Below are 22787 nucleotides of genomic sequence, written 5' to 3' on the forward strand. Positions count from 1 at the left end.
GGGGAACCCGCCTCGAACGGCGGGGGCGAGGTCAGTCCACGGGTGTCAGCACGTGGGCCGTCTGCAGGTGCGCCTTGGCCAGGACGGTGCCGTCCGAGGAGGTCACACGGGCGCCGGAGACCGACGCGGGGTCCACGTGGGCCGAGCCGCCCCACGCGCCGCGCCCTTTGCGCAGCCAGAAGTCGCCGGCGCGGACGGTGGTGCCGTCCGGGCGCTCCAGGATGCAGCTGACCTTGCCGCTGTACGGGGTGCCCGACCCGTCGAGCGCGACGGTCATGAAGATCCAGCCGGGGGTGCCGGGATGGGCGTACACCTCGCCGGCCGGTGCCCCGTCCTGCGCGGCCGCGGTCATGTCCCCGACCATGACGGGCTCGGAGGAGACCTGGGCCGGCGGCGAGGCGGTGATCTCCTCGATGGCGCTGCCCACCGCCCAGCTCGCGAACCCGAAGGCGATGGCGAGCGCCGCCGCGATCGAGGCGACCCGCAGCCTGGCCCGGCGGGCGCGGACGCGCACGCCCTGCTGGGTGGCGCCGGCCGCGTGGGCGTGCCGCGCCTCGTGCGCCGCCGCGTCCCGGGCGATCCCGCGGGCCATCCGCGACTCGAAGCCCAGCGGCGGCTCGCGGTCCGGCAGCAGACCGATCAGCTTGTCACCGACGACGCACAGCTCCTCGACGTACTCGCGGCAGTCCGCGCACCGGTCCAGGTGGGCCAGAGCGGCGGCGCGCTCCCGGCCCGGCAGGACCCCGAGTGCCAGCTCGGCACCTGCCTCCCGCAACTGCTCGCAGGTCACGTCATTCGACATGGTCGCCTCGCTTCGGAGACGTGAGGGCGGTCCGCAGTTTCTGCATGGCCGCTCGGATCCGCGTCTTGGCGGTGCCCAGCGGGATCTTCTCCGCCTCGGCGACCTGCTGGGCCGTCATTCCGTAGACTCCTGCCATCACCAGGGCCCGGGCCTGTTCCCGCGGCAGTCGCGCGACCGCCGCGCGGAGCTGGGACGACGCCTCGTCGGCGAGCGCCCACCGCTCGGGGGTCTCGGTGACGACACCCAGCAGCGCGTCCAGGTCCTCGGGTGCCACCGGCTCGGTGCGACGCGCGCGGACGGCGTCGATGGCGAGGTTGTGCGCGATGGTCGTCAGCCAGGTCGTGACCGACCCGCGGCGCGAGTCGTAGATCTGCGCGTGCCGCCACGCACGTTCGAACGTCTGCTGGGCGATGTCCTCGGCGAGCTGTGGATCCCCGGTGACGGCCATGGCCACCCCGAAGACCCGGTGCTGGAACCTCCGTACGAAGGTGAGGGCGAGTTCCGGATCGCCGGTGGCCAGCCCGGACAGCAGTGCCTCGTCCGGGAGACGGCCCACGGGGAACCGGAAACCCGACACACCTTGGTATACGGCCGGGCGCCGCCAGCGGATTGCCCGGCCGCCGGGGAAGATCACAGATCCATTCTCCGCCGACGGGCCGGGCCCCGCACGCGGGTCAGTGCCCGTTCTGCGCCAGTCGCAGCAGATGCTCCGCCAGGGCCTGTCCCCCGGTGGGCTCGCGGCTGATCAGCATCAGCGTGTCGTCACCCGCGATGGTGCCGAGGATGTCGTGCAGCTCGGCCTGGTCGATGGCCGAGGCCAGGAACTGGGCGGCGCCCGGCGGGGTGCGCAGGACCACCAGGTTCGCCGACGCCTCGGCCGAGATGAGCAGCTCCTGGGACAGGCGCCGCATCCGCTCCTCCTTGGCCGACTCCCCCAGCGGGGCGCGCGGGGTGCGGAACCCTCCCTCGCTCGGCACCGCGTAGATCAGGTCCCCGTCGTTGTTGCGGATCTTGACGGCGTTCAGCTCGTCGAGGTCCCGGGACAGCGTCGCCTGGGTGACGCTCAGCCCGTCGTCGGCGAGGAGCTTCGCCAACTGGCTCTGTGAGCGCACCGGTTGCCGGTTGAGGATGTCCACGATCCGGCGGTGGCGCGCGGTGCGGGTCTGCGGCACGGCCGGGCCGTTGCCCGCCGCCTGCTCGTGGTCCTGCGCCTGGCTCATCGTCGTCTCATTCTCCGGATCGTCCGTCCCCGCCCACCGGGCTCGCTGCGTCGAGGATGCCGGGCAGCGCCCGCAGGAAGGCGCCTGTCTCGTCGTCGCGCAGGTTCAGCGGCGGCATCAGCCGTACGACGTCGGGAGCGGGCGCGTTCACCAGGAACCCGGCCTCCTGGGCCGCCTGCTGCACCTGTGCTGCGTGCGGCCCGGTGAGCACGATACCCAGCAGGAGACCCGCGCCCCGGACATAATCGATCACCGGGTGGTCCAGGGCCTCGATTCCGTCGCGCAGCGCCTCGCTCTGCCGCTTGACGTTGTCGAGCAGGCCCTCGTCCGCGATGGTGTCGAGGACGGCGAGCCCCGCGGCGCAGGCGACCGGGTTGCCGCCGAAGGTCGTCCCGTGCTGGCCGGGGCCGAGCAGCTCGGCGGCCCGGCCGAAGGCCACGGTGGCGCCGAGCGGGAGTCCGCCGCCGAGTCCCTTGGCGAGCGTGACCACGTCGGGCAGCACGCCCTCGTGGGCCTGGTACTCGAACCAGCCGCCGGTACGGCCGACGCCGGTCTGCACCTCGTCCAGGACCAGCAGCGCCCCGGTGGCCGCGGTGATCGCGCGGGCCGCCTTGAGGTAGCCGGCCGGGGGCACCACGACGCCGTTCTCGCCCTGGATCGGCTCGATGACGACGAGCGCCGTCTCCTCGGTCACCGCGGCGGCGAGCGCCTGGGCGTCGCCGTAGGGGACGTGGGTGACGTCGCCGGGCAGCGGCCGGAAGGGCTCCTGCTTGCCGGGCTGTCCGGTGAGCGCGAGGGCGCCCATGGTGCGGCCGTGGAAGCCCCCCTGGGTGGCGACCATGTGGGTGCGCCCGGTCAGCCGGCCGATCTTGAAGGCGCCCTCGTTGGCCTCGGCGCCGGAGTTGCAGAAGTAGACCCTGCCGTCGCGGCCGAAGAGCTGGAGGAGCCGTTCGGCGAGGGCGACGGGCGGTTCGGCGACGAAGAGGTTGGAGACGTGGCCGAGCGACGCGATCTGCCGGCTCACCGCCTCCACGACGGCCGGGTGGGCGTGGCCGAGCGCGTTGACCGCGATCCCGCCGACGAAGTCCAGGTACTGAGTGCCGTCGGCGTCCCAGAGCCGGGTGCCCGCGCCGCGCACGAGGGGCAACCGCGGGGTGCCGTAGTTGTTCATCAGCGCGCCCTGCCAGCGCGCGGTCAGCTCCGCGTTGGTGGCGGTCCCGGTCATGACTGCTCCCCCTCGGCTCCGTCGGGCACGACCATGGTGCCGATGCCCTCGTCGGTGAAGATCTCCAGCAGGATGGAGTGCTGGACCCGGCCGTCGATGACGCGGGCGGTGTGCACGCCGCCCCGCACGGCGTGCAGGCAGCCCTCCATCTTCGGCACCATGCCGGAACTGAGGTCCGGCAGCAGCTTCTCCAGCTGGGACGCGGTGAGGCGGCTGATCACCTCGTCGGAGTGGGGCCAGTCCTCGTAGAGGCCCTCGACGTCCGTGAGGACCATGAGGGTTTCGGCCCCCAGTGCCGCAGCGAGTGCCGCAGCCGCCGTATCAGCATTGACGTTGTAGACATGTCCGTCGTCCTGACTGCGGGCGATCGAGGAGACGACCGGGATGCGGCCGTCGGCCAGCAGGGCCTCGATCGCGCCGGTGTCGATCGCGGTGATCTCGCCGACCCGGCCGATGTCGACCGGTTCGCCGTCGATCTCGGGCCGGTGCCGGGTGGCGGTGATGGTGTGGGCGTCCTCGCCCGTCAGGCCCACCGCGAGCGGGCCGTGCTGGTTGAGCAGTCCGACGAGCTCGCGCTGCACCTGGCCGGCCAGCACCATCCGGACGACGTCCATGGCGTCCTCGGTGGTGACCCGCAGGCCGGCCTTGAACTCGCTGACGATGCCGTGCCGGTCGAGGGCGGCGCTGATCTGGGGGCCGCCGCCGTGCACGACGACCGGCCTGAGGCCGGCGTGGTGCAGGAAGACGACGTCCTGGGCGAAGGCGGCCTTGAGGTCCTCGTCGATCATGGCGTTGCCGCCGAACTTGATGACGACCGTCCGCCCGTTGTGCTTGACCAGCCAGGGCAGCGCCTCGATGAGGATCTGGGCCTTGGGGAGCGCGGTGTGCTTGCGCGTGGTGCTCATGAGGAGTAGGCGCTGTTCTCGTGGACGTAGTCGGCGGTGAGGTCGTTGGTCCAGATGGTGGCGGTCTCGGACCCGGCGGCGAGGTCGGCGACGATGTGCACCTCGCGGTAGCGCATGTCCACCTTCTCGCGGTCCTCGCCGACACCGCCGTCCTTGCACACCCAGACGCCGTTGATCGCGACGTTGAGCCGGTCGGGCTCGAAGGCGGCCCGCGTCGTGCCGATCGCGGAGAGCACACGGCCCCAGTTGGGGTCCTCGCCGTGGATGGCGCACTTGAGGAGGTTGTTGCGGGCGATGGAGCGGCCCACCTCGACGGCGTCGTCCTCGGTCGCGGCGTTGATCACCTCGACCTTGATGTCCTTGCTGGCGCCCTCCGCGTCGCGGATGAGCTGCTGGCCGAGGTCGTCGCAGACGGTCCGGACGGCCTCGGCGAACTCCGCGTGGTCCGGGGTGACGCCGGAGGAGCCGGAGGCGAGCAGCAGCACGGTGTCGTTGGTGGACATGCAGCCGTCGGAGTCGACCCGGTCGAAGGTGACCTTGGTGGCGGCCCGCAGCGCACGGTCCAGTTCGTCGCCGCCGACGACGGCGTCCGTGGTGAGGACGACGAGCATGGTGGCGAGCCCGGGGGCGAGCATGCCCGCGCCCTTCGCCATGCCGCCGACGGTCCAGCCGTCCCTGGTCACGACGGACGTCTTGTGGACGGTGTCGGTGGTCTTGATGGCGATGGCGGCCTTCTCGCCGCCGTGCTCGCTCAGCGCGGCGGCCGCCGCCTCGACGCCCGGCAGCAGCCTGTCCATCGGGAGCAGCACACCGATCAGGCCGGTCGAGCAGACGGCGATCTCGATCGCGCCCCGCCCGAGCACCTCGGCCGCCTTCTCGGCGGTGGCGTGGGTGTCCTGGAAGCCCTTGGGGCCGGTGCAGGCGTTGGCGCCGCCGGAGTTGAGGACGACCGCCGAGACCTGACCGCCCTTGAGGGCCTGCTCGGACCACAGGACGGGCGCGGCCTTCACGCGGTTGGAGGTGAAGACGCCGGCGGCGGCGCGGCGGGGCCCGTCGTTGACCACGAGGGCCAGGTCCGGGTTGCCGTTCTCCTTGATCCCGGCGGCGATCCCCGCGGCCGTGAATCCCTTTGCTGCCGTCACGCTCACGGCGCAACTCCGATCGTCGTCAGCCCGGTGGACTCCGCGAGCCCGAGGGCGAGGTTCATGCTCTGGACGGCACCGCCCGCGGTGCCCTTGGTCAGGTTGTCGATGGCGCTGATCGCGATGATGCGGTGCGCCGCCTCGTCCAGGGCGACCTGCACCTGAACGGCGTTGGAACCGTGGACGGACGCCGTGGCCGGCCACTGGCCCTCGGGAAGCAGGTGGACGAAGGGCTCGTCGGCGTAGGCCTTCTCGTAGGCGGCCCGCAGCGACTCGGCGGTGACGCCGTCCCGCGCCCGGGCGCTGCACGTGGCCAGGATGCCGCGGGGCATCGGCGCGAGGGTCGGGGTGAAGGAGACGGAGATCCGCTCGCCGGCCACCCCGCTGAGGTTCTGGATCATCTCGGGGGTGTGCCGGTGGCCGCCGCCCACGCCGTACGGTGACATGGAGCCCATGACCTCGCTGCCCAGCAGGTGCGGCTTGGGCGCCTTGCCCGCGCCGGAGGTGCCGGAGGCGGCGACGATCACCGCCTCGGGCTCGGCGAGGCGGGCCGCGTGGGCCGGGAACAGGGCGAGGGTGACGGCGGTGGGGTAGCAACCGGGCACCGCGATGCGCTTGGACCCCTCCAGCGCGGCGCGGGCACCCGGCAGTTCGGGGAGGCCGTAGGGCCAGGTGCCGGCGTGCGGGGAGCCGTAGAAGCGCTCCCAGTCGGCCGGGTCCTTCAGCCGGAAGTCGGCGCCCATGTCGATCACGAGGACGTCCGGGCCGAGCCGCTCGGCGACGGCGGCGGACTGTCCGTGCGGCAGCGCGAGGAAGACGACGTCGTGTCCGGCGAGCGCCTCGGGGGTGGTCTCGGTCAGCACGCGGTCGGCCAGCGGCAGCAGGTGCGGCTGGAGTGCGCCGAGGCGCTGGCCCGCATTGGAGTTGCCGGTCAGGGCACCGATCTCGACCTCGGGGTGCGCGAGGAGCAGCCGCAGGACCTCTCCGCCCGCGTATCCGCTCGCCCCGGCCACCGCCGCACGTACCGTCATGTCCATCCTCCTCCTGATGGCATGACTATACGGATCGCTGCACTTTTATGCAATCACTATGCAGTCGACTCCGGGAGCATGACCCGGCGGGAGACGACGAAGGTGACCGGGACCGCGGCCGCCGAGGCGAGCAGCGGGGCGAACCGGCTGCCGGCGTGCAGGACGTCGACGATCACGTACACCCCGGCGGTCGTGATCAGGAAGTTGGTGACGTTGGTGAGCGGGAACAGCAGGAACTTCCGCCAGGTGGGCCGGGTGCGGTAGGTGAAGCGCGCGTTCAGGAAGAAGGACCCGACCATGCTGAGCAGAAAGGCCAGGACGTGCGCCGCGAGATAGGGAAGGCCGGCCAGGAACAGCAGATAGAGGCAGTAGTAGACGGCCGTGTTCACGACACCGACCACGGCGAAGGTGAGCAGTTGCCTCGACATCAGGGGATGAGATCCTTCGTCCGGTCCACGCGGGTCGCCTGACCTTCAGGATGACCAACTGGACGCTCGCGAGGGCGACGAAAGCGGTGACGATGGTCACACACCCGGGCCCGCACGCCGCGGGCGAGCGTCAGGAAACCCGCTTGACCTGGAGTGCGCTCCAGGTCCTACGGTCCTTGATCGAACCCCCTGTCGACCCCTTGCGTACGGCCGCCGCACACCGGACGGCCGGGAACGGACGAGTGACATGAGCGAGTCGAGCGAGCGCACCTCCCGTGACGAGCGTTTCGCGCGCGGCCTGGAGGTACTGCGGGCCGTCGACGGCGAGGCCGGGCAGCGGGTCATCGACTCGCTCGCCGACGTCAGCCCCGAGCTGGGCCACCAGATCGTCTCCTGGGGGTTCGGCGAGATCTACGCCCGCCCCGGGCTCGCTCCCCGCGACCGCCAGCTGGTGACCCTCGGTATGCTGACCGCGCTCGGCGGCTGCGAGCCCCAGCTCGAGGTGCACGTGAACGCGGCCCTGAACGTGGGCCTGTCCCCCGAGCAGATCGTGGAGGCCCTGCTGCACTCGGCCGGGTACTGCGGCTTCCCCAAGGCGCTGAACGCCACGTTCGTGGCGAAGAAGGTGTTCGCCGAACGCGGGCTGCTGCCCGTGGAGCAGGCGCCCGGGTCGGGCACCGACGGCAAGGAGTGACGATGGGCGGGTTCTGGCCCGTGGCCGACGTACTGGCCCACCTGGCCGGGCGCTGGCGGGTCGAGCGGGACGTGCGGGACCTCGCGGGCGGCGCCGAGGGGCGCTTCGAGGGGGTCACGGTGTTCGGTCCGCTCGACGGGGGCGGGCTGCTGCACGAGGAGTCCGGCACCTTCACCTGGTACGGGGTGACCCGGCCGGCGACCCGGACCCTGCGCTTCCTGCCCGGCGACGCGCCGGGCACGGCGGACGTACGGTTCGCGGACGGCCGGCCCTTCCACGCCCTGGACCTGACCTCGGGACGGTACGTGGCCGACCACCCGTGCGCGGCCGACTTCTACCGCGGCGAGTTCACGGTCGCGGACGCCGACCACTGGCGCACGGTGTGGCGGGTCGGCGGTCCGGCGAAGGACCTCGTGCTCACCACGGACTACGTCCGCGAGGGCTGACCCGACGGACGGTCGAGCCGCAGGTTCCAGCGGCCCGCGCGGCCGGTCACCGCGGTCGACGACAGCGGGCGGACGTCGATGTTCCAGTAGGTCGAGGGCGGCGCCTTCAGGGCGTACACCAGGGCCGCGCGGATCACCGAGGGCTCGGCGACGGCGACGATCCGGCCGCCCTCCTCCACCGGTCGGGTGTCCAGCCAGCCGCCCACCCGGGAGATGAAGCCCAGCAGCGACTCACCGCCGTGCGGGACGGACCGCGGGTCGGCGAGCCAGGTGTCCACCGCGTCCGGCTCGCGCGCCATCGCCTCGCCCAGGGTCAGCCCGCGCCAGCGGCCCATGTCGCAGTCGCGCAGGGCGAGCTGCACCAGCGGCGCGTACCCGAGCGCGTCACCGGTGGCCCGGCTGCGCGGGGTCGGCGAGCAGTAGCGGAGTTCGGACGCCGCCAGCGGCAGCAGGTCCCCGGCGGCGCGCTGCACCTCGTCCCAGCCGGCCTGGTCCAGCGGCCGGTCGTCCTCGAAGCGCTCCGCGAGCAGCGGGGAACTGCGCGCGGCGGCGACGAACGTCACCCGAAATGGCATGCCGTGATGGTGAGCCCCGCGTGTGCGCGGGTCAAGGGCTGCCCGCAGCGAGTTACCCAGGGTAATCGCATGGTCGCGCAGGTCCCGGTCCCCCCGGTCACTCGAAGGGCAGGACCATGAAGTCGACGGGACGGTCCAGCGGCCGGAAGCCCACCTTCTCGTAGACGCCGTGCGCGTCCCGCGTGGCCAGCAGGACGCGTCGCAGCCCGAACGGCCGCAGGTGCTCCCGGATGCTCTCGACGAACGCCGTGCCGACGCCCTTGCCGCGCACCGAGGGGTCCACGTACACGTCGGCGAGCCAGGCGAACGTCGCCCGGTCGGTCAGCACCCGCGCGTAGGCCACCTGGGCGCCGGAGGCCGTGTCGTAGACCCCGAAGTTGACCGAGGAGGCCATGGCGCGCTCGTGCTTCTCGCGGGGGCGGTCCCTGGCCCAGTAGGCGTCGCTCGACAGCCAGCGGTGGACGCGGTCGACGTCGACACGTGAGGTGTCGTCGGAGAACTCGTAGCCTGCGGGGAGGCCGGGCAGGTCGCTCATGCGCAGATCCTCACAGCCCCGGCGACCGGGAGTCGACCGGATATTCCGGGGCCCGGGCCGCGCTACAGCGCCTCGTCGCACGCCGTCCGCAGGCGGTGGACGCCCTCGGTGATCTCGTCCGTGCTCGCCACGGCGGCGAAGCTCAGCCGGAGGTGCCCCGCGGGGGGTTCGGCGCTGAAGTACGGGCGGCCGGGGGTGAGGGCGACGCCCGCGCGCAGGGCGGCGGCGGTCAGGGCGCTTTCGTCGGTGCCGTCGGGCAGGCGGACCCAGAGGTGGTAGCCGCCGGCCGGGACGTGCGGGAGGGCGAGTTCCGGGAGGTGGCGGGCGAGGGCGCCCGTCATGGTGTCGCGGCGGGTCTTCAACTCGGCCGACAGCGACCGCAGGTGGCGCGGCCAGGCCGGGGAGCCGACCAGTTCGAGGGCGGCCTCCTGGAGCGGGCGCGGGACGAAGAAGCTGTCGACGACCTGGATGGCGCGCAGGCGTTCCAGCACGGGCCCGCGCGCGGCCAGCGCGGCCACCCGGAAGCTGGGCGAGGTCGCCTTGGTCAGGGAGCCGACGTGGACGACGACGCCGTCCGGGTCGTCGGCGGCGAGCGGGCGGGGCAGCGGTCCCGCGTCGGCGTGCACCAGGCGGCGTACGAAGTCGTCCTCGACGACGAAGGCGCCCGCCGCGCGGGCGATGCGCAGCACCTCGGCCCGGCGGCCGGGCGCCAGGACCGCGCCGGTCGGGTTCTGGAAGAGCGGCTGGCAGACGAACACCCGGGCGCCGCTGGCCCGGAACGCGTCGGCCAGCAGTTCGGGGCGCACGCCGTCCGCGTCGACGGGCACCGGGACCGGGCGCAGGCCGGCCGCGCGGGCCAGGGCGAGCATGCCCGGGTAGGTGGGCGACTCGACGAGCACCGGCGCTCCGGGCGGCGCCAGCGCGCGCAGGGCGGTGGCCAGGGCGGACTGGCCGCCGGCGGCGACCAGCACCTCGGCGGCGGTGACGGCCCCGCCGATGCCGCGCGCGAACCACTCGCGCAGTTCCGGCAGGCCCTCCAGCGGGGGTCGTCCCCAGGCGCCGGGCCGCCGTCCGGCCCGGGCCAGGGCCGCGGCCATGGCGCGCTCGGGCTGCAGAGAGGGGTGCGGGTAGCCGCCGCTGAACTCCAGCACGCCGGGGGGCGGGGCGGCGAGCGAGACGGTGACGCCGTAGGCGTCCACGGTGCGCGGGACGAGGTCGGCGGTGCCGTCGGCGCTCAGCGCGACCTCCTGCCAGGAGGTGTCGCCGGCGGGCCCGGCCGGCGTGTGCGGGCGCGCCGCCCGGAAGGCGCCGGCACCGGGCCGGGTGACGACCAGGCCCTCGGCGGCGAGCTGGGCCAGGGCCCGGGAGACGGTCACGGGGCTCACCCGGAACCGCTCGACAAGAGCCCTGCTCGACGGCAGCTTTCCACCTGGTGAGTAGCGGTGAAGCTCCCGCCGCAGCTGTTCCGCCAACTCTCCCACACTGCTACTCTGTTGCATGAGAGTACAGAGTAGCGCTACTACGCCCACGGCGATAGCGGTCCCCGCGCCCCGCGAAAGCCGGTCCTCCGGCACCGTGCTGGCCGCCCTCGGCGTGATCGCCTTCTCCCTGACCTTCCCGTCCACGGCCTGGGGACTGGAGAGCTTCGGGCCCTGGTCCCTGGTGGCGGTCCGCGGTGTGCTCGCGGCGCTCGTCGCGGGCGGCTGTCTGCTGGCGCTGCGCGTGCCACTGCCCGAGCGCCGGCACCTGCCGGGGATCGCCGTGGTCGCGCTGGGTGTGGTGTTCGGCTTCCCGATGCTGACCACGCTCGCCCTGCGCACCTCGACCACCTCGCACGCCGCCGTCGTGGTCGGCCTGCTGCCGCTGACCACCGCCGTCTGCTCGGCGCTGCGCACGGGCCACCGGCCCTCGCGGCGGTTCTGGGTGGCGGCGCTGGCGGGCGCGGCGGCCGTGCTCGCCTTCACCGTCGGGCAGAGCGGCGGCGCGCTCACCACGGCCGACGGCTACCTCTTCGCCGCGCTGGTGGTGTGCGCGGCCGGATACACCGAGGGCGGCAGGCTGGCCCGGGCCATGCCGGGCTGGCAGGTCATCGGCTGGGCGCTGGTGCTGTGCCTGCCGCTGAGCCTGCCGGCCGCCGCGGTGGCGCTGGCGTACGAGCCGGTACACCTCACCGCGCACGGCGTGACGGGCCTGCTGTGGGTGGCGGTGGGCTCGCAGTTCCTCGGTCTGGTCGTCTGGTACCGCGGCATGGCGGCCATCGGGATACCGAGGGCCAGCCAGTTGCAGTTGGCCCAGCCGCTGCTCACACTGGTGTGGTCGGCGCTGCTGCTGGACGAGCACCTGACTGCGGCCGCTCCGCTGACCGCTGTCGCCGTGCTCGTCTGCATCGCCGTCACCCAACGGTCGTGACCGTGAGGAGAGCCCGATGCGCGCAATCGTGGGCGACCAGCTCGTTCAGCACGGCAGAGTGGTCGGTCAGCACGACCAGGTCTCGGTAGTCGTCGAGGTGATGGGCACGGAGGGCAACCCGCCCTACCGCGTCCGGTTCCCGGACGGGCACGAGGCGGTCATGTCCCCCGGCCCCGACTGCCAGATCAAGCACGGGGACGAACGGCAGCACTAGTTCAGCGCGGTGGCGTCGCCGGCTCCCGGTAGTGGTCGGCGACCACCCGCGCCATCGCCCCGACCGGATCGGCCGCCACCTCCTTGGCGGCGAAGAAGACGTGCCCGCGCACCTGGGGGTGACGGGCCGCGAGCGTGAGGTGGCGGGACAGTTCCACCGGGTCCTGCCACGCGGAGGGCTGCCCGGCCGCCCCGGCCTTGTACAGCGCCTCGCCGAGGTAGAGGCGGGTCCCGGTGCCTTCGGCCACCTGGGCCCACCAGTCGACCAGGGTCGCGTAGTCGGCGGCGGCGAAGCCGATGTGCCAGTACAGCTGCGGGACGACGTAGTCGATCCAGTGGTTGCGGACCCATGTGCGGGTGTCCGCGTACAGGTCGTCGTACGTCTGCACGCCCGCCCGGGTGTCCGAGCCGCGGGAGTCCGTGGCGGCGTTGCGCCACACGCCGAAGGGGCTGATCCCGAACCTGGTGCCGGGCCGCACCCGCCTGACGCCGGCGGCCGTCTCCCGCACCAGGCGGTCGATGTTGTCGCGGCGCCAGTCGGCGCGGCTGCCGAAGTCGCCGCCGTAGCGGTCGTAGGCGGCGTCGTCGTCGAAGGTCTGCCCGGCGACCGGATAGGGGTAGAAGTAGTCGTCGAAGTGCACGGCGTCGACCGGGTACCGGGCGACCGCGTCGAGCACGGCCCGCTGCACGAAGGCGCGCACCTCGGGCAGCCCCGGGTCGTAGTAGAGCTTCCCGCCGTACGTCACCACCCAGTCCGGGTGCGTGCGCGCCGGATGCGAGGCCGCCAGGCGGGCGGGATCGTCGTGTTCGGCGACGCGGTAGGGGTTGAACCAGGCGTGCAGTTCCAGGCCGCGGGCGTGCGCCTCCCGCACGGCGGTGCCCAGCGGGTCCCAGCCCGGATCCCCGCCCTGGGTGCCGGTGAGGCACTCGGACCAGGGCTCGTACGGCGAGGGCCACAGGGCGTCCGCCGTGGGCCGCACCTGGAGGACGACCGTGTTGAGCCGGGCGCGCACCGCCCGGTCCAGGTGGGCGATCAGCTCCCCGCGCTGCTCGGCGGCGGTGAGGCCGGTCCGCGAGGGCCAGTCGCGGTTGGACACCGTCGCCAGCCACACGCCCCGCATCTCACCCTCCGCCCGCGGCTCGCGCCGGCCGGGGACGGAGCCGGGGGGACCGGCGGGTCCGGCGGGTCCGGCGGATCCGGCCGCGGCCGCGCCGCCCGCCGTCGCCAGCGACGACAGCGCGGCCGTCGTGAACGCGCGCCGTGACAGGAACCCCATCCACACACCCCGTACGCTCCGGATCCGCGCCGTCACGGATCGTTCCGCGCCCCAGAATGCCCCCACCCGGACGATCGATCATCGATACTTCGCGGTAACGTGCACGATCGGAGCAGGCGCCGAACCCCGGAGGTCTGCCAGCGAGCCGGAGAACCAGCTAAGGGGACGAAGTGACAGGCTTCCCATCGGGAGATATCACGCGCGTCGGAGTCGTGGGCTGCGGCCAGATGGGCGCGGGCATCGCCGAGGTGTGCGCCCGCGCGGGACTGGACGTGAAGGTCGCCGAGACCACCGGCGAGGCCCTGGAGATCGGCCGTACCCGGCTGCTCAACTCCCTCACCAAGGCCGCCGAGCGGGGCAAGATCACTGAGGAGGAGCGGGACTCCACCCAGGCCCGGCTGAGCTTCACCACCGACCTCGGCGAGTTCGCCGACCGGGATCTGGTGATCGAGGCCGTCGTGGAGAACGAGCAGGTGAAGACCGAGATCTTCCAGGTGCTCGACCAGGTGGTGACCCGCGCGGACGCGATCCTGGCCTCCAACACCTCCTCGATCCCGCTGGTGAAGCTGGCGGTCGCCACCTCGCGTCCGGACCACGTGGTCGGCATCCACTTCTTCAACCCGGCTCCGGTGCAGGCGCTGGTCGAGCTGATCCCGGCGCTCACCACCTCCGAGGGCACCCTCAGCCGCGCCCAGGTCTTCGCCGAGAAGACGCTCGGCAAGCACGCCATCCGCGCCCAGGACCGCTCCGGCTTCGTCGTGAACGCGCTGCTGGTGCCCTACCTGCTGTCCGCGATCCGCATGTTCGAGTCGGGCATCGCGAGCCGTGAGGACATCGACAACGGCATGGAGATGGGCTGCGCCCACCCGATGGGCCCGCTGAAGCTGTCCGACCTGATCGGTCTGGACACCATCGTCTCCATCGCCAACTCGATGTACGCCGAGTACAAGGAGCCGCTGTACGCCGCTCCCCCGCTGCTCCAGCGCATGGTCGAGGCCGGCCGGCTCGGCCGCAAGACGGGCTCGGGCTTCTACACCTACGGCTGACTACCGTCCGCCACTCCCGTGGGCCCGGCACCGGTTCTGGTGCCGGGCCCACGCGTTTCACACACCGTGTGCGCGCCGGGCCCGCATATGCCCTTCGCACACGCTCCCCTCGCGCCCACCAGGCGGGTTCACTCTTGATGCGCATGCAAGGGATGCGAAGCAAGCGCATTCGACTACGGAAAGGAGTGGACCCGTGACCACCGATCCGGAGCGTCCCGCGGTCCCCGGAGAACTCGCAGAGTTACGGCGCCGGCTCGACGTGGCGTACGCCCGCGTCGAGGGCGGGCTGGCTCTGCTCAGTCACCGCACCGAGGAGACCGCCAAGGAAGTGGACGAGCTGCACTCGCGCATGGTCTCGCTGGAACACGCGCGCTGGCCGCTGCCCTCGCTCGCCGCGCTCACCGCACTGGGGGCGCTGGTGGCGACGGTCTGGCAGGTGCTGTCGGCCCACTAGTCGTCGGCGAGCCTGAGGTGGTGCAGCAGGAGTAACGCGGCCGCCATGTTGGCGGCCGGGACCTCCCCCCGGGCGATCAGGTCGGGGACGACCTTGAGCGGGACCCACTCGCGGCGGTCCGACTCGAAGTCGTCCACGGGATGTCCGACGTACTCGCCCCGGTCGGACCAGTAGATGTGGTGCCGGGCGTCGGTGAGACCGTTGGACGGCTCGACGCTCATCAGGTGGTGCAGGGGTCCCGGCCGCCAGCCGGTCTCCTCCTCCAGTTCCCTGGCGGCCGCGGTCGCGACGTCCTCGCCGTCCTCCACCACGCCGGCGGCCAGTTCCCAGCCCCAGCTGTCGGTGATGAACCGGTGCCGCCACAGCAGCAGGACCTCGTTGGCCTCGTTGACCACCGTGGCGACGGCGACCGGCCGCAGCCGGATGAGGAAGTGGTCGAGGTGCCGGCCGTCCGGCAGCTCGACATCAGCGAGGTTGACGCTGAACCAGCGGTTCTCGTACACAGTTTGTTCGTTCTGTTTCGTCCACTGCACGGTTCTGCCACCTTCCGACGAGTAAGTGGCAATATCGCAGCAGGGACTGGGTACCTACAGGGCGCCTACAGCGGTACGCGCAGTGCGCCGTCGATGAGCTCGGCGGCTTCCGCCGTTCCGGCCGCGCCGCAGCGCACCAGGTGTTCGCGCACCGCGCGCAGCCGGTCGCGCAGCCGCCGGGACTCCATCCCGCGGGCCTGCTCGGCCATCCGCACGGCGGTGACCACCGCCTTGTCCGCGTTGCCCTGGCGCAGTTCGATCGTGCTCAGCATGGCGAGCCGGTGCACCCGGCCCCGGTCGTGCGCCGGGTTGTCCACCGCGGCCGCCGCGTGCTCCCGGGCGGCGGCGAGTTCCCCGAGGCTGAGGAGCGCCTCCGCCACCTGCACGTTGACCAGGCCCGGCTGGACGTAGCCGGTCTCGTCCGGCTCGTACCCGCGCCGGATGCGGTCGGCGGCCGTCTCGGCGCGCCGGATGCAGGACAGCGCGCTGCCGCCGTCGCCGAGGTGGGCGTACGCCTTGGCCTGCATCGCGTACAGGTCGGAGGCGAGCGCCGGGGTGATGTGCTTGCCCGCGGCGCGCAGCGCGGCCTCGGCGAAGGCGACGGCCTGCCGGTACTCCCGCATGAACAGCGCCTGGTTGACCAGCAGCGCGATCACGTAGGCGCCCAGTCCCCGGTCCCCGCTGGCCTTGGCCAGCCTGAGCGCCTGGTGGAAGTAGCGCTGGGCGAGCCCGTGCGCGTCGGAGTCGTACGCGCAGATTCCCGCGATGGCCACCAGCCCGCCGGTGGCGCGGTGCAGTTGGCGCCCGGTGGCGTCGGTGTAGCTGCCGCGCAGCAGCGGCGCGGCCTCCGCGTTGAGGAATCCGACGATGCGGGTGCGGGTCGCGATGCCGCCGGCCTTGCGGTACATCTGCTCGTAGTGGGCGCGGGCGGCGCGCAGCATCTCGATGTCGGCCGGGGTGACCCGGTGCCGGCCGCCGCGGGAGACGTCCGTGTCCTCGGGCGGGTTCTCCCATTCCCACACCGGCATCACAGCGGGGGTGCCGGTGACCGCGGGCGCGCCGAGCACGTGCGGGCGCTGCTGTTCGTCGGAGCGCCACAGCGCGGTGGCGCGCTCGACGAAACCGGAGAGCGAGCCGGTGGACGGGGCGCTGGGCTCCCCGGGGACACCGAGGCCGATGTCGTCGAGGGTGACCGGCCGGTGCAGCCGGGCGGCGAGCACCTCGCAGATCAGGTCGGGCACCTGGCCGCGCGGCCGCTGGCCCTTCAGCCACCGTGCCACGGCGGTGTGTTCGTAGCGGAGCGCGAGGCCGCGCCGCCGGCCCGCCTGGTTCACGTGGGCGGCGAGACCGGCGTGGGAGACCCCCGCCTCGTCCAGGATCGCGTCGAGCAGAGTGTTGGGCTGCATGGGTTGCCCCCCGGGTGGCCTGGTGCGGTCAGCGTAGTGCTTCCGGGTTCACACGGGGTGTGAACGGAGTACGCGCATCCGCACGGTGCGCGCGCTGTCGCCCAGCGTGTTCCGCCGCTTGACTGAGGTGCCTCGCAAGAGGTCGGCCGGGCCGTCGGCTCCCCCTCGAAAAGCGGCGGCCCGGCCCCGACATCCGGTCACCGCAGGTCCGCACCCCGGGTATGTGGCGGCGGCGTACGGAACGTGTCACAGAGCTCGTACCCTCGGCCGCCGTCGCTTCCCCGGAGCTGCGCCGGGTGGGATGTTTGCCGCCGGAGCGGCCCACGGCGGGTCGCGGACAGCCCTCGGGGGGACACCTTGACGCACCAGCACCACGCAACCGGCGGCGACGGCACGGCCGGAGCGGGACGAAGAACCGTCAGGACCGGCGGAGCCGGTGCGACGCGGCGTCGCCGGGCGGCGGTGACCGCCGCAGCGCTCGCCATGACCGCGCCCTTGACGCTCACCGCGGCAGGAGACGCGGGAGCGGCGGCGGACCACGCCATCGTCTTCGCCCGCTACACGGCGGGAGCTCCCGTCGAGGACCTCTACGCCGTCTCGGCCGGCGGCGGCACGCCGGTGGAACTCACCCACACCCCCACCGTCAGCGACGTGATGCCCAGCTGGTCCCCGGACGGCAAGCGGGTGGCCTTCGTGCGCTACGGGTCCGGCGGCGCCATCGACGGCATCTGGACGATGAAGACCACGGGCGGCGGCCTGAAGGCCGTCCCCGGCACCAAGGGCGCGTCCGACCCGGCGTGGTCCCCGGACGGCAAGCGGATCGCCTACGCCAAGCCGGTCGGCACCCAGCGCGAGATCTACGTGGCCGACGTCGACGGCACTTCCGCCACCCGGCTCACCCACACCGCGGCGGACGACCTCCATCCGACGTGGTCCCCGGACGGCAAGTACCTCGCGTTCAACCGGGCGGACACCGGGGGACACAGCAGGGTGATGCGGATCCGGCTGTCCACCCTGGCCCAGACGGCGGTCACCGGTTCGGGCTCCCACGACTGGACGCCGGACTGGTCGCACGGCAACCGCATCGCCTTCAGCCGGGTCGACTCCTCGGGCTTCGCGCATCTCTACGTCGTCCACCCCGACGGCACCGGAGTGCACCGCATCACCTCGGCCCGTTTCAACGACAAGTACCCCTCGTGGTCCCCGGACGGCAGCCGTCTGGTCTTCACCCGGGGCGGGGGCGACGACGCGGACCCCGAACACCTGTACCTGGTCCGCGCGGACGGCACCGGAACGACCGAGCTCACCAAGACCGACTCCCACGACCTGGAGGCGGACTGGCGCCCCTGACACACTCTTCGGCCATGGAACGGTAGGTGGGTCAGGCCGGCACGGTGGCGTCCGTGCCGGTGTCGCACGGCCCCGGGGAGCGCGCTCCGCGCCGGTCGTTGCGCAGGACCAGCAGGGCGACGTCGTCCGCCGGCCGGCCCGCCGTGTGCCGCAGCAGGGCCGTGAAGACCGTGCGGAGCACCGTCTGCGGGGTGACCGGGTGGTGGCCCAGGGCCTCGCGCAGCACCGTGGGCAGGGGAAAGAACCGCCCCCGGGCGTCCCTCGCGTCCTCGGCGCCGTCGGTGAACAGCACCAGCGACTCACCGGGCAGCAGCCGGCCGCAGGGCTGAGCGGCCGGCTCCGCCGGGAGCGGGAAGGCGCCGAGCGGCGGGAGCGGGTCGGCGCGGGTGAGGGTCTCCACCCGGGTGCCGCTGAGCAGATAGGGCCAGGGATGGCCGCAGTTGAGCGCGCGCACCCGCCCGTCGCGGGCGATCTCCAGCAACAGGACGGTGACGAACTCCTCGGCGACGGGCGGCCCCGGGTCCCGCCCGCTCGCCGGGTGGTCGCCGCGGCAGCGCTCCCGCAGGTGGCGGGCGTGGGCCCGCTCCAGCCGGCGCAGCACGAGGGCGAGTTCGGGCTCGTCGTGGGCGGCCTCGCGGAAGCTGCCCAGCAGAGCGGCGGCGGTGCCGAGGGCGGCGAGTCCGTGGCCGCGCACGTCGCCCATGACCACGCGGACGCCGTGCTCGGTGGCGACGGCCTCGTAGAGGTCGCCGCCGATGGCCGCCCCCCGCTCGGCGGAGAGCTGGGCGGCCGCCAGGTGCAGTCCGTCGAGGCGGGGCGGCGGGGGCCGCAGCAGCGCGCTCTGCGCGGCGCCCGCCACCCGCCGGGCCTGCCGGAGCTCGCGCAGCAGGGAACGGCGGACCTGGACGATGAGACCGGTCCCGACCGCGATGAACACGGCGCCGGTGACGACGCGGGCGGCGAGTCCGTTCTGCTGGGCGAGTGGGCAGCCGAACTTGTAGCCGACCGCCAACGCTCCCCAGACCGCGGGGAGTACGCCCTCTCGTGCCGCGGGCGCCCGTGCCTTGATGCGGATCATGTCTCTGGTCCCCCATGTGGGCCCTGACAGAGCGGACGGACCGGCCCCGGAAGGCCGGTCCGATTCTGTCGACGGCATGCGCCGGGCGGCGGGGATCACCCCGGATTCCCACCCGAACGAGTGAGAACGCACCCCGTCCGACCCGCATTTATGCACCGGGGACGCCGGCTGGACCGGGGGCGCGGCACAAAGGCGCGGCCGGCCGGGGAAGACCCCGGCCGGCCGCGTGCGAAGCCCCTGCGGCGGCTAGCCCCGCAGCACCGCCCCGGTCCGCTCGCCCGCCAGGGCGACCGCGGCGTCCCGGGCGGCCGACGCCTCGTCCACGGTCAGCGTCCGGTCCGTGGCCCGGAAGCGGAGCGCGTACGCCAGCGACTTCCTGCCGTCGCCGAGCTGCTCGGCGTTCTCGTACACGTCGAACAGCCGGATGGACTCCAGCAGTTCACCCGCGCCCTCGCGCAGCGCCGCCTCGACCTCGACGGCCGGGACCGGCTTGTCGACCACGAGGGCGACGTCCTGCGTGGCGACCGGGAACGTGGAGATGGCCGGCGCCTGCGGGACGCCGTCGCCGGCGGCCTCCAGCGCGTCCAGGTCGAGCTCCATGGCGCAGGTGCGCTCGGGCAGCCCGAGCGCCTTCACGACGCGCGGGTGGAGCTCGCCCGCGTGGCCCACGACCCGCTCCGTGCCGTCCACGACGACGGCCAGTTCGGCGCAGCGGCCGGGGTGCCAGGGGCCGTACCGGCCCTTGCGGACGATCAGGTCCGCGCCGGCCTCGGCCGCGACAGTGCGCGCCGCCTCGACGGCGTCGGCCCAGTCGGCCGGGCGGCCCTTGCCCCACCAGCCGGCCTGCTCGCGGGCGCCCGCGAGGACGGCGGCCACGAGACGCGGCTGCTCGGGCAGCGCCGCGTTCAGCCGTGCGATCTCCTCGTCGGTGGGACGCCGGTCGACGGTCAGGTGGACGGCGGCCGGCTGCTCCTCGCGCGGCCGGAAGACCAGGCCGGTCTCGAACAGGGCGAGGTCGTGCGAACCGCGGCCGTCGTTGCGCCGCAGGGCGCCCAGCAGGCCCGGCAGCAGCGTCGTGCGGAGCGCGGGCTCCTCGTCGTTGAGCGGGTTGACCAGCTTGACGACACGGCGGGCCGGGTCGTCGGCCTCCAGGCCGAGGTGGTCGAAGACCTGCTCGGAGACGAAGGGGTAGTTCGGCGCCTCGACGTAGCCCGCGCCGGCCAGCGCGCGGCCGACCCGGCGGTGCAGCCGCTGCCGGTGCGTCAGGCCGCGTCCCGCGGGGGGCCTGGGCAGCGTGGAGGGCAGGTTCTCGTAGCCCTCCAGCCGGATGACCTCCTCGGCGAGGTCGTTCGGGTCGGTGAGGTCGGGCCGCCAGGACGGGGCGGTGACGACCAGCTCGTCCTGCCCGTAGACGTCGCAGCCGACCTCCTGGAGCCGGCGCACCACGGTCTCGCGGCCGTAGGTGACGCCCGCGACCTTGTCGGGGTGGTCGGCCGGGACGGTGATGGTGTGCGGCGCGGTGGGCGCGACGACCTCGGTGACGCCCGCCTCGGCGGTGCCGCCGGCGAGCAGCACCAGCAGGTCGACGGTGCGCTGGGCGGCGGCGGCCGCGGCCTGCGGGTCGACGCCGCGCTCGAAGCGGCGGGACGCCTCGGTGAGCAGCTTGTGGCGGCGGCCGGTGCGCGCGACGGAGACGGCGTCGAAGTGGGCGGCCTCGATCACGACGTCGGTGGTCGGGGCGGCGCCGTTCCCGGCGTCCGTGTGGTCGGCGATCTCCGTGTTGGCGCCGCCCATCACGCCGGCGAGGCCGATGGGGCCGCGGTCGTCGGTGATGACGAGGTCCTCGGCGTGCAGCTTGCGCTCGACGCCGTCGAGGGTGACGAGCTTCTCGCCCTCCTCGGCCCGGCGCACGCCGATGGTGCCCTGGATCAGCGTGCGGTCGTAGGCGTGCAGCGGCTGGCCGAGCTCCATCATCACGTAGTTGGTGACGTCGACGGCGAGCGAGATCGGGCGCATGCCGACCTTCTGCAGCCGGCGCTGGAGCCAGATCGGGGAGCGCGCCTCGGGGCTCAGACCGGTGACGGTGCGGGCGGTGAAGCGGTCGCAGCCGTGCGGGTCGGTGACCTGGACCGGGTAGCCGAACGCGTTCGGGCCCGGCACGTCGATGAGCGCCGGGTCGCGCAGCGGCAGGCCGTAGCCGATGGCGGTCTCGCGGGCGACGCCGCGGATGGACAGGCAGTCGCCGCGGTTGGCGGTGACGGCGATGTCCAGGACCTCGTCGACCAGCTCCAGCAGCTCGATGGCGTCCCTGCCGACCTCGGTCTCCGGCGGCAGCACGATGATGCCGTGGGTGCCGTCGTCGCCCATGCCCAGCTCGTCGGTGGAGCAGATCATGCCGTGGGACGTCTTGCCGTAGGTCTTGCGCGCGGCGATGGAGAAGCCGCCGGGCAGCGTGGCGCCCGGGAGGACCACGACGACCTTGTCGCCGACCGCGAAGTTGCGGGCGCCGCAGACGATCTCCTGGGGCTCGCCGGTGCCGTTGGCCTGGCCGACGTCGACGGTGCAGAAGCGGATCGGCTTCTTGAAGCCCTCCAGCTCCTCGATGGTCAGCACCTGGCCGACCACCAGCGGACCCTTGAGGTCGGCGCCGAGCTGCTCGACGGTCTCGACCTCGAGACCGGCCGAGATGAGCTTGGCCTGGACGTCGCGGCCGGTCTCGGTGGCCGGCAGGTCGACGTACTCCCGCAGCCAAGAAAGCGGGACCCGCATCAGATCTCCATCCCGAACGGCCGGGTGAACCGGACGTCACCCTCGACCATGTCTCGCATGTCCTCGACGTTGTGGCGGAACATCAGCATCCGCTCGATGCCGAACCCGAAGGCGAAGCCGCTGTACTTCTCCGGGTCGACGCCGCAGGCGGTGAGCACCCGCGGGTTGACCATGCCGCAGCCGCCCAGCTCGATCCAGCCCTCGCTGGAGCAGGTGCGGCAGGGCCGGTCGGAGTTGCCCACGGACTCGCCCTTGCAGACGTAGCAGAGCATGTCCATCTCGGCGCTCGGCTCGGTGAAGGGGAAGAAGTTCGGCCGCAGCCGGGTCTTCGTGCCCTCGCCGAACAGCGACTGGACCATGTGGTCCAGGGTGCCCTTGAGGTCGGCCATGGTCAGGCCCTCGTCCACGGCGAGCAGCTCGACCTGGCGGAAGACGGGCGTGTGCGTGGCGTCCAGCTCGTCGGTGCGGTAGACGACGCCGGGGCAGATCACGTAGACCGGCAGCTCGCGCTCCAGCAGGGAGCGGATCTGGACCGGCGAGGTGTGGGTGCGCAGCACGACACCGGACTCGGTGCCGCCGTCCGGGCCCTGCACGAAGAACGTGTCGGCCTCGCCGCGGGCCGGGTGGTCGGGGCCGATGTTGAGGGCGTCGAAGTTGAACCACTCGGCCTCGGCCTGGGGGCCCTCGGCGACCTCGTAGCCCATGGCCACGAAGATGTCCTCGATGCGCTCCGAGAGCGTGGTCAGCGGGTGGCGGGCGCCGGCGCTCACGCGGTCGTACGGCAGCGTGACGTCGACGTCCTCCTCGACGAGCACGCGGGCGTCGCGCTCGGCCTCCAGCTCGCTCTGCCGAGCGGCGAGGCCCTTGTTCACGGCGCCGCGTGCCATGCCGACGCGCTTGCCCGCGTCGGCCTTGGCGTGCGGCGGCAGGGCGCCGATCTCGCGGTTGGCGAGGGCCAGCGGGGAGGCGGGGCCGGTGTGGGCGACCTTGGCCTCGTGGAGCGCGTCGAGGGAGTCCGCGGCGGCGAAGGCGGCGAGCGCCTCGTCCCGCATGCGCTCGATCTCTTCCGGTTTCAACGCCTCGACCTCGACTGGGTCGTACGACTTATTGGGTGCCGACATCTCTTCCCGTGCTTCCGATTGCTGGCGGATGGTCCCCGTCACCGACTCCGTGCTGCCTGAGGGCCGTGTGCCGTGTGTCGTGTGTAGGACACAAAGGTGCCAAAGGCCGAGTCTAACGGGGTGGAGAC

At 73.1% G+C, this 22787-nt stretch carries 24 protein-coding genes; 7 read left to right on the forward strand and 17 right to left on the reverse strand.

Features of this window, described 5'->3' with window-relative positions; genetic code table 11:
- Window positions 1–31: 31 nt before the first annotated feature.
- The 8 genes from B446_RS08105 to B446_RS08140 all read right to left on the reverse strand — a co-directional run bounded on the left by B446_RS08105 (window position 32) and on the right by B446_RS08140 (window position 6753).
- A complete protein-coding gene (locus tag B446_RS08105; RefSeq protein ID WP_043475033.1) occupies window positions 32–802 on the reverse strand; it encodes an anti-sigma factor family protein in 771 nt (256 codons plus the stop codon).
- Window positions 792–1379 (reverse strand): RNA polymerase sigma factor, encoded by a 588-nt coding sequence (locus tag B446_RS08110; protein ID WP_043477869.1) that lies wholly within the window; start codon window positions 1377–1379, stop codon window positions 792–794. The genes B446_RS08105 and B446_RS08110 overlap by 11 nt, the downstream gene beginning before the upstream one ends.
- Before the next feature lie 97 nt (window positions 1380–1476).
- A complete protein-coding gene (locus tag B446_RS08115) occupies window positions 1477–2022 on the reverse strand; it encodes an arginine repressor (RefSeq protein WP_020938936.1) in 546 nt (181 codons plus the stop codon).
- A gap of 7 nt (window positions 2023–2029) precedes the next feature.
- Window positions 2030–3247: an acetylornithine transaminase gene (locus tag B446_RS08120; RefSeq protein WP_020938937.1), complete on the reverse strand. Its 1218-nt coding sequence runs from the start codon at window positions 3245–3247 to the stop codon at window positions 2030–2032.
- A complete protein-coding gene (gene argB, locus B446_RS08125) occupies window positions 3244–4152 on the reverse strand; it encodes an acetylglutamate kinase (protein ID WP_020938938.1) in 909 nt (302 codons plus the stop codon). Before argB ends, B446_RS08120 begins: the two co-directional genes overlap by 4 nt.
- Complete coding sequence (argJ, locus tag B446_RS08130; RefSeq protein ID WP_020938939.1) at window positions 4149–5300, reverse strand: bifunctional glutamate N-acetyltransferase/amino-acid acetyltransferase ArgJ; 1152 nt, start codon at window positions 5298–5300, stop codon at window positions 4149–4151. The genes argB and argJ overlap by 4 nt, the downstream gene beginning before the upstream one ends.
- Window positions 5297–6325 (reverse strand): N-acetyl-gamma-glutamyl-phosphate reductase, encoded by a 1029-nt coding sequence (argC, locus tag B446_RS08135; protein ID WP_020938940.1) that lies wholly within the window; start codon window positions 6323–6325, stop codon window positions 5297–5299. Before argC ends, argJ begins: the two co-directional genes overlap by 4 nt.
- Before the next feature lie 56 nt (window positions 6326–6381).
- Window positions 6382–6753, reverse strand: a complete 372-nt coding sequence (locus B446_RS08140) for a GtrA family protein (RefSeq protein ID WP_020938941.1) — start codon at window positions 6751–6753, stop codon at window positions 6382–6384.
- 247 nt (window positions 6754–7000) lie between these two features.
- On the opposite strand from B446_RS08140, the gene B446_RS08145 reads away from it, so the two are divergent.
- A complete protein-coding gene (locus tag B446_RS08145; RefSeq protein WP_020938942.1) occupies window positions 7001–7447 on the forward strand; it encodes a carboxymuconolactone decarboxylase family protein in 447 nt (148 codons plus the stop codon).
- A gap of 2 nt (window positions 7448–7449) precedes the next feature.
- Window positions 7450–7893, forward strand: coding sequence for a DUF6314 family protein (locus tag B446_RS08150; RefSeq protein ID WP_020938943.1), 444 nt, complete (start codon window positions 7450–7452; stop codon window positions 7891–7893).
- Here B446_RS08150 and B446_RS08155 read toward each other — a convergent pair.
- The 3 genes from B446_RS08155 to B446_RS08165 form a co-directional block, all read right to left on the reverse strand.
- Window positions 7875–8468 carry a histidine phosphatase family protein gene (locus B446_RS08155; protein ID WP_043475037.1) on the reverse strand — a complete coding sequence of 198 codons (594 nt, stop codon included), beginning with the start codon at window positions 8466–8468 and terminating at the stop codon, window positions 7875–7877. The two genes, B446_RS08150 and B446_RS08155, sit on opposite strands and share 19 nt — an antisense overlap.
- Window positions 8469–8565: 97 nt before the next feature.
- Window positions 8566–9003 carry a GNAT family N-acetyltransferase gene (locus B446_RS08160; protein ID WP_020938945.1) on the reverse strand — a complete coding sequence of 146 codons (438 nt, stop codon included), beginning with the start codon at window positions 9001–9003 and terminating at the stop codon, window positions 8566–8568.
- A 62-nt stretch (window positions 9004–9065) separates the two neighbouring features.
- Window positions 9066–10502, reverse strand: a complete 1437-nt coding sequence (locus B446_RS08165) for a PLP-dependent aminotransferase family protein (protein ID WP_193384437.1) — start codon at window positions 10500–10502, stop codon at window positions 9066–9068.
- Between B446_RS08165 and B446_RS08170 the strand changes: the two genes are divergently transcribed.
- The gene (locus tag B446_RS08170) at window positions 10501–11412 is read left to right on the forward strand and encodes a DMT family transporter (protein ID WP_078614662.1); all 912 of its coding nucleotides are present in this window, start codon (window positions 10501–10503) and stop codon (window positions 11410–11412) included. The genes B446_RS08165 and B446_RS08170 overlap by 2 nt on opposite strands.
- 16 nt (window positions 11413–11428) lie before the next feature.
- A complete protein-coding gene (locus B446_RS08175) occupies window positions 11429–11626 on the forward strand; it encodes a DUF1918 domain-containing protein (RefSeq protein WP_020938948.1) in 198 nt (65 codons plus the stop codon).
- Window position 11627: 1 nt separating this feature from the next.
- Here the strand turns inward: B446_RS08175 and B446_RS08180 are convergent, their stop codons facing one another.
- Window positions 11628–12902 carry a glycoside hydrolase family 10 protein gene (locus B446_RS08180; protein ID WP_020938949.1) on the reverse strand — a complete coding sequence of 425 codons (1275 nt, stop codon included), beginning with the start codon at window positions 12900–12902 and terminating at the stop codon, window positions 11628–11630.
- A gap of 170 nt (window positions 12903–13072) precedes the next feature.
- Between B446_RS08180 and B446_RS08185 the strand changes: the two genes are divergently transcribed.
- Both B446_RS08185 and B446_RS08190 read left to right on the forward strand, forming a co-directional pair.
- Window positions 13073–13948, forward strand: coding sequence for a 3-hydroxybutyryl-CoA dehydrogenase (locus tag B446_RS08185; protein WP_078614663.1), 876 nt, complete (start codon window positions 13073–13075; stop codon window positions 13946–13948).
- 193 nt (window positions 13949–14141) lie between these two features.
- Window positions 14142–14402 (forward strand): hypothetical protein, encoded by a 261-nt coding sequence (locus B446_RS08190; protein ID WP_020938951.1) that lies wholly within the window; start codon window positions 14142–14144, stop codon window positions 14400–14402.
- On the opposite strand, the gene B446_RS08195 is transcribed toward B446_RS08190, so the two are convergent.
- Together B446_RS08195 and B446_RS08200 are read right to left on the reverse strand one after the other, a co-directional pair.
- Window positions 14399–14935, reverse strand: coding sequence for an NUDIX hydrolase (locus B446_RS08195; RefSeq protein WP_020938952.1), 537 nt, complete (start codon window positions 14933–14935; stop codon window positions 14399–14401). The genes B446_RS08190 and B446_RS08195 overlap by 4 nt on opposite strands.
- A gap of 65 nt (window positions 14936–15000) precedes the next feature.
- Window positions 15001–16341, reverse strand: a complete 1341-nt coding sequence (locus B446_RS08200; protein ID WP_020938953.1) for a hypothetical protein — start codon at window positions 16339–16341, stop codon at window positions 15001–15003.
- 462 nt (window positions 16342–16803) lie between these two features.
- On the opposite strand from B446_RS08200, the gene B446_RS08205 reads away from it, so the two are divergent.
- Window positions 16804–17691, forward strand: a complete 888-nt coding sequence (locus tag B446_RS08205; protein WP_020938954.1) for a PD40 domain-containing protein — start codon at window positions 16804–16806, stop codon at window positions 17689–17691.
- Window positions 17692–17722: 31 nt separating this feature from the next.
- Here B446_RS08205 and B446_RS08210 read toward each other — a convergent pair whose 3' ends face one another.
- The 3 genes from B446_RS08210 to pheS all read right to left on the reverse strand — a co-directional run bounded on the left by B446_RS08210 (window position 17723) and on the right by pheS (window position 22659).
- Window positions 17723–18769 carry a PP2C family protein-serine/threonine phosphatase gene (locus tag B446_RS08210; RefSeq protein ID WP_020938955.1) on the reverse strand — a complete coding sequence of 349 codons (1047 nt, stop codon included), beginning with the start codon at window positions 18767–18769 and terminating at the stop codon, window positions 17723–17725.
- A gap of 246 nt (window positions 18770–19015) precedes the next feature.
- Entirely contained in the window at window positions 19016–21538 is a 2523-nt protein-coding gene (gene pheT, locus B446_RS08215) for a phenylalanine--tRNA ligase subunit beta (protein ID WP_020938956.1), read from the reverse strand.
- Entirely contained in the window at window positions 21538–22659 is a 1122-nt protein-coding gene (pheS, locus tag B446_RS08220) for a phenylalanine--tRNA ligase subunit alpha (RefSeq protein ID WP_020938957.1), read from the reverse strand. Before pheS ends, pheT begins: the two co-directional genes overlap by 1 nt.
- Window positions 22660–22787 lie beyond the last annotated feature (128 nt).

This window comes from Streptomyces collinus Tu 365, from assembly GCF_000444875.1.
Classification (GTDB): domain Bacteria; phylum Actinomycetota; class Actinomycetes; order Streptomycetales; family Streptomycetaceae; genus Streptomyces; species Streptomyces collinus_A.